The sequence below is a fragment of the Albimonas pacifica genome, assembly GCF_900113695.1.
GTDB lineage: Bacteria > Pseudomonadota > Alphaproteobacteria > Rhodobacterales > Rhodobacteraceae > Albimonas > Albimonas pacifica.
This window is the reverse complement of sequence record NZ_FOQH01000039.1, coordinates 1-4,770: the sequence shown is the minus strand read 5'-3', so window position 1 is coordinate 4,770 and position 4,770 is coordinate 1. Positions and strand designations below refer to the sequence as shown.

Here is a 4,770-nt window from a genome sequence, read left to right as displayed (position 1 = left end):
AAGGCGAGCGTGCCCCTGCCCGCCCCGGGCAGCTCTGCTCTCTTCGACCGGGCCGAGGCGGTCTATGGCGCGAAGGAAGCGCTGCGGATCATCCTTGCCAACGCGCTGCGCGACTACCAGACGGCGCTGCTGGCGGGCGAAGTCCGCGATCTCTGCCCGGAGCCTCCGCGGAGGTCGGAGTCGATCCAGGTCGGGCGGGCGATGGACGCCGCTGCCTGGGCGCGGGCGCGCGAGCTGCTCGATCCGTTGGGAATCCTGCAGGAGGGGCGGCTCGGGCGGATGATCCTGTCCCAGGCGCTGGCATGGCAGTTCAGAGAGGAAGGGTGATCAGCACTTCAGATCGAACTGCATAGCCCCGAGGCATAGGCCTCGGGGGCGCTTGAGCGGTCGCAGATGAGCGGCCAGCTGTGGACTGCTTCAGTCACCCGCCTCTGGTCCGCCTCGATGCGTGCGCACCGACGAAGACCAGAGGTCGCAAGCCGGAGAGGGGCTGCCTGGCCGGTAGGCGATTGGCGAAGCAGATGAGAAGCATACATAATATAAAGTATACTTTTATACTAACTAACTCACTTCAGCGGAGAGACCACGGGCGCCATCCAGACCGCCCGCCCGCACAGCGCCGCTGGCGTGGCTCAGGTGGACTACGGTCCGCGTTCCCATCTGCCCGTCGAAGCAGACGTCTGTGGGGGGGGGCGGCCGGAGTGAACTCGTCACGCTCTGCCTCCGCTGAGTGATCGCGCCCCGTAGCCACGCCCGGCCTGCCGCCTCCGCCTTAGCGGCATCCTCTATGTCGCGATCGGTAGCAGGTCCCAAACGTCTGCTCCTGTCGCAGGCAAGACCGAGCGCAGCTATCTTGACCAGAAGCTCCGGCATCGCCCGCAGACATGGCCCTGAGCCAGGTGGCGAGCATTCCGTGCGGCGGCGCCCCCGCGCGGGTGTGCGTTGCGTGCCGCACCGTCTGAAGATCCACATGCTGCAAGGGCAAGGCCCTTGAGCGGCTTCCCCAGTGCGGCTACAAGCATAAAAGTATACTTCTAGTCTGTACGACAAGGATGCAAGTCTGCATGAAGACCATAGCGCTCATCTGCCAGAAGGGCGGGACCGGCAAAACCACGCTGGCAATCTCGCTTGCAACCGAAGCCATCGCTGCGGGTTTGACCGTCGCCATCATCGATCTCGATCCACAGGTCAGCGCTTGCGAATGGAGCGACATCCGCCAGCTGGACGCGCCGGTCGTCATCGACGCGCAACCCGCCCGCATCGATGCCGTGATCAACCGCGCCCGCGACATGGGCGTGGACCTGCTTCTGATCGACACCGCCGGACGTACTGAGCAGGCTGCGCTCGCGGGCGCTCGGGTTGCGGACCTGGTGCTGGTACCGTTGCAGCCCTCGGTGATCGACCTGAAAACCATTCGGGCCACCACCGACCTGATCAACCTCGCGGGAGACAAGCAGCGGGCCGCCGTGCTGACGCGGGTCAAGCCTTTCGGCAATCGCCATACCGAAACCGCCCAATGGCTCGAACAGCAGGGGATGTCTGTCTGTCCAGCGACCATCGGCGACCGCATCACGTTCCAGGACGCCTATGCGCAAGGGGCCGGCGCTGTAGAGATTGACCCGCGCAGCAAGGCCGCAAGCGAGATTAGACAAGTTTACGAGTATGTAAGTATACTTCTCGACTTGCCGAAAGTGACGCCGGGGAGCGCTGACCATGTCTAAGCGCCCATCCATCGCCGATGCCATGCGCGAGGCCGGCGGCAGCACGCGCGCCACCACGGTCCCAACAGCCGTGAACACCGCCGTCGCGCCACAGGCCGAGCCGCAGCCTCAGCCGAAAGCGACCGCGAAGCAGCCAAGCAGGGCCGGGACCAAGGCGATCACGGGCCACTACCCGCCCCAGGTGCGCTATCAGCTGAAGCTCCTGGCGGCCGAGCAGGGCCGGACGATGGAGGACATGCTGGCTGAAGGACTCAACCGGCTCTTCGCCGCCTACAACAAGCCGGAGATCGCACCGGCAAGCCGTGGCGACGCGTAGAGCGTCGCACATCCCAGGCAACTCGGAGCTGAGCGCGCATCCGGAAGCACGGAGACAGGGCCGTGGGATGGACGCCCGACCGAGCGCCGTATCAGCGATACGGCCCGCGCTTCTTGCAGAAGCTGACGAAGTGCCGGTCTGCGTCTTTCACGGCGATGCCCTTGTCGACGACCCATGACCGCCACTCGGTTTCGAGATAGTGCACATCCCAGCCCGGCGCCGCGCGGCGTGCCGCGTCGTAGGTGTCGCCTTTCAGGTGCAGCGATGACAGGTTCGGCAGAGGAAGCTGCTCGTCGATTAGCCGCTTGGGCCGGACCACGACATTGTCGCCTTCAATCGTGAAGGTGTAGTCTGGCATGTGGTCGTGCTGCTCATCGTCCACGATGATCTTTCCGATCAGGCGACGAAACTCCTTGTCGGTAGACCCTGAGCCGCATTTCTCCCGCAGCGTATCAAGGCCGATCTTCCATTCCGGCTGCATGCCGCAGTGCTTTCGCGCCAGCTCGTACAGACGTCGCTCCAACGGCTTCCGAAGTTGGAAATATTGCCGGGACATGGTCAGGACGTTGTTGTTCTCAATCGCGTCCCAGACCCAGTCGGAGAGGGTGATTTCGACGTCAAGCATTCGACCGTCCCGGGTCTCGCGGACGATCTGCGCCGACTCGACCAAACCGAAGATCTTGAAGTATTCTTTGCCGCCTTGGCGCAGGTTGGTCTCGATCTGGGTGCCCTGGAGCCGTCGCAGCGCATCCTTGAGAAGCTCGTAGCCTCGCCCTGATGTCTGCCGATTGGTTGCAACCAGAAGATCATAGGCCTTGAACCGCATCGAACGCTGGACCTGGCGCCCTTCGTTCAGCGCAGCCATGCACTGGCTGATGCAGTAGATGAGCACGTCCCGATCATGAACCGTGGCGATCCCATAGCGCGACGGTGAAATTTCGATCCAGTTGCCGCCCCGTTCGTAGCGGCGGGGCCGCATGTCCGGCTTGGTCGAGAGCGAAAACACAGGGTGCTCCATCGACGACATGTCGCCCTTCGGCACCGCATCGACGATGTCGCAGACAAACAGATCCCGTTGAGGATGCCGATCCGGCAGCAAGGGCGAGCGATCTATCGTCACTTCACACACGCCCCACGACATCGAGATTCGTCATATCACACACCATCCAGAGTATCGGCACTTCACACACCACTGGTCAAGAAAGTTCGTCACTCCACACACCAACGGCAAAATGTGGCCTGTGGATAACTCGGCGGCGTCATCGTCACTTTGCACACCGGCGTTCGTCACTTTGCACACCGGCTTTCGTCACTTCACACACCGCGGGAGGCGTCAAAATTGGTTTTTATGCTTCTGTATCAGATGCCTAGCCCCACCCCGAAAACCCCGTAACTCAGACTCTAACAGAATCTAACTCTCTCAGAGCACTTCGCGAAAACTGTCTCCCCTCCTCTAGGCCGAGATTTCCCAGGGATCACATGGATGCCGATCTTGAAATAGATCGCCCGTCAGCCCCAAAGGGGTGGGCGGGCGGGCTTTCCGACCTCGACAGAGAGCGGGGCGAGAGGCTTCCGGGCGCGCAGCGTCCGGCCCGCTTCGGCGGCGTCTCGGCTCGGGGAAGGGGCGGGGATCACACCCGCCCCTCCGATCTTCAGGCCTCCTTCAGCTCCGCCATGCGCTCAGTCAGGGTCCAGAGCGCCCGGTTCAGCGCTTTGCCTTGATCGATGCCGGAGACCTCGCGCACCGTGCGGCGCTTATAGCCGCGATCGGTGCGGACCATGCCGCGCTGCCCGCCGCGGATCACATTCTCCTGGACCACGTTGAACGCGGTCCAGAGGTCCGTTGCGCGATCCTCGCGCCGCCGGGGCAGGGCGAGCGCATTCGCCTGCACCGGGGCGGGCATCGGCTGCGCCTCATGCGCCTTCGGGAAGCGCAGCATATGGGCGGCCTCGGCGAGGGCGAGGCGCTCCGGGTCCTCCAGTGCGATGCCCTTGAAGCGGGACATCGCTTCGGTAACGCGCGGCGCCTCCTCCAGCACTGTGTAGGCTCCTTCGATCACCTCCGAGACCGCATCGCCGGAATGGCGCACCTTCACCTCGTTGAACGTCTCGCCCGCCATCAGCCCGTTCGCGCAGACGAAGCGAAAGAACCCCGGGATCATCTGGTAGGAGCTGGTGCCGTCATTGGCATTGACGAGAATGATCTCGAAAGCCTCGTTCTCGCCATTGGTCAGGCCGCGATGGCGCAGACGGACGAGATGCTTGGTGAAGGCGGCCTTGCCCTCGATCCGGCTGCGGGCCTGCTGGGCGTAGAAGGGCTCGAACCCCTCGGCGCGCAGCCCGTCGAGCACCTGGATGGTCGGCACGGGGGTGAAGCGGGCGCTGCGGCTCTCATGCGCTTCCGCGGCGAAGATCGAGGGCACGCGGGCCTGCAGCTCCGCATTGGTCAGCGCCTCGCCGGTGGCGATGCCGCCGTTGGACATCCCGCGCATGTACCGGTTGAAGATCATGATCGTCTCCTTGGTTGCGATGGCGGCGGGGTCTGGCGCCCCTTTCCGCCGATGGGCGGCGCCTCCGCCGGTCTGAGCCGTCCGAAAACCCCGTGTTTTCGGCGGAGCAGAGCGGGGGAGGGCGCAGCCCGACCCGCGGGCGCGCGCGGCAGGGTCAGGAGACGCGACCCCGAGCCCGCCTTCAGGGCGGCCGGGGTCTGCCGTGCCGGAGGGGTGAAAGCCG

5 protein-coding genes are annotated in these 4,770 nt (G+C 64.3%); 3 read left to right on the top strand and 2 right to left on the bottom strand.

Going from position 1 to position 4,770, the window contains the following annotated elements:
* The 3 genes from BM064_RS26285 to BM064_RS26275 all read left to right on the top strand — a co-directional run.
* On the top strand, positions 1-327 hold a 327-nt coding region (locus tag BM064_RS26285), incomplete at its 5' end, for a VirC2 family conjugal transfer protein (protein WP_143103478.1).
* 737 nt (positions 328-1,064) lie between these two features.
* A complete protein-coding gene (locus BM064_RS26280) occupies positions 1,065-1,721 on the top strand; it encodes a ParA family protein (protein WP_177236413.1) in 657 nt (218 codons plus the stop codon).
* Entirely contained in the window at positions 1,714-2,037 is a 324-nt protein-coding gene (locus BM064_RS26275) for a ribbon-helix-helix domain-containing protein (RefSeq protein WP_092685441.1), read from the top strand. Before BM064_RS26280 ends, BM064_RS26275 begins: the two co-directional genes overlap by 8 nt.
* A 91-nt stretch (positions 2,038-2,128) precedes the next feature.
* Here BM064_RS26275 and BM064_RS26270 read toward each other — a convergent pair whose 3' ends face one another.
* Entirely contained in the window at positions 2,129-3,178 is a 1,050-nt protein-coding gene (locus BM064_RS26270; RefSeq protein WP_092866462.1) for a replication initiator protein A, read from the bottom strand.
* A gap of 511 nt (positions 3,179-3,689) precedes the next feature.
* Positions 3,690-4,547: a DUF932 domain-containing protein gene (locus tag BM064_RS26265; protein WP_092866459.1), complete on the bottom strand. Its 858-nt coding sequence runs from the start codon at positions 4,545-4,547 to the stop codon at positions 3,690-3,692.
* Between the last annotated feature and the right edge of the window lie 223 nt (positions 4,548-4,770).